Here is a 1326-nt window from a genome sequence, read left to right on the forward strand (position 1 = left end):
GAATCGCCCCGTGTTTGCCAGAGACTCAATAACTTGAGAAACTGGAACTATGAAAAAATCAAATCGCTATACATCAGAATTTCGTGAACGTGCAATTAGGCTTGTTACCACACAACAGCATGAATACCCTTCTCTTTGGGCTGCGCTAGTATCGATTTCAGATAAACTGGGATGTACCCCAGAAACACTTAGAGCATGGGTCAAGAAATCTCAAGCTCAACCGTCTAAACCCTCTTCTAATACGCAATCAACTGAAGAACGCCTTGCCGTCTTAGAGCGCGAGAATAAAGAGCTCAAGCGAACGAATGATATCCTGAGGCAAGCTGCCGCTTTTTTCGCCCAAGCGGAGCTCGACCGCAAACAGAAGTAATAGTGGATTTTATTGATGCTTGCAGAGAGCATTACGGTGTCGAGTCAATTTGCAAGGAATTGCCGATTGCACCATCAACGTATTATTCTCATAAACAGATACAAAGAGAGCCTGAGCGACTGTCTAACCGCAAAAAGCGTGATGCTGAGCTGATAATACTCATTCGCGAAGTGTGGGAGGATAATATGTCAGTTTATGGTGCAAGAAAAATATGGAAGCAGCTACAGCTTGACGACCATCAAGTCGCCCGCTGTACAGTCGAACGATTGATGCGAGTTATGGGAATTCAAGGTGTTCGTCGGGGTAAAGCACATAAGACAACGATACCTGACGAGCAACAAGATAAGCCACTTGATTTAGTTAATCGTCAATTTACTGCTGAGCAGCCAAATCAACTTTGGGTAGCTGACATCACCTATGTTGCCACATGGAGTGGGTTTGTTTATGTCGCTTTCGTGATAGATGTTTTTTCACGATACATTGTAGGTTGGCGTGTATCAACGACAATGCACACAGAGCTTATTCTTGATGCGTTAGAGCAAGCTATTTGGCATCGTGGCAACCCCGAAGGGTTAATTCACCACAGCGACAGAGGCAGCCAATATTTGTCTATACGATACACTGAGCGACTTGCTGAAGCTGGAATTCAAGCGTCTGTAGGCAGTGTGGGTGACTCTTATGACAATGCATTGGCTGAAACAATAAATGGATTATTTAAAACAGAGATTATTCGCAGAAATGGCCCGTGGAAGAATGTTGATGCTGTTGAATACGCAACGTTAGAGTGGGTCAATTGGTTTAATAATCAACGCTTATTATCTTCAATTGGGTATATTTCACCAGCTCAATATGAAACAGACTACTATGATAATTTAAACGAGTCAGGTAAAGTGGCCTGACTTAAACAAACTGGTCTCCGATGAACTCTGGGCGATTCAACCATTGTTTTTTATTTT

Annotated in this window: 1 protein-coding gene and 1 other annotated feature; the gene reads left to right on the forward strand. The window is 43.0% G+C overall.

Annotation, left to right across the window (positions count from 1 at the left end; genetic code table 11):
• Nucleotides 1–49 precede the first annotated feature (49 nt).
• Nucleotides 50–1269, forward strand: a protein-coding gene (locus tag CWB65_RS17470) for an IS3 family transposase (RefSeq protein WP_223230517.1) whose coding sequence is annotated in 2 segments (ribosomal slippage) — nucleotides 50–338 and nucleotides 338–1269 — 1221 coding nt in all. Because the reading frame shifts where the segments join, the coding sequence is not laid out codon by codon here.
• Nucleotides 328–444: a sequence feature (AL1L pseudoknot), on the forward strand. (Overlaps the previous gene by 117 nt.)
• Nucleotides 1270–1326: the final 57 nt, after the last annotated feature.

The sequence above is a fragment of the Pseudoalteromonas sp. S554 genome, assembly GCF_005930865.1.
Classification (GTDB): Bacteria; Pseudomonadota; Gammaproteobacteria; order Enterobacterales; family Alteromonadaceae; genus Pseudoalteromonas; species Pseudoalteromonas marina.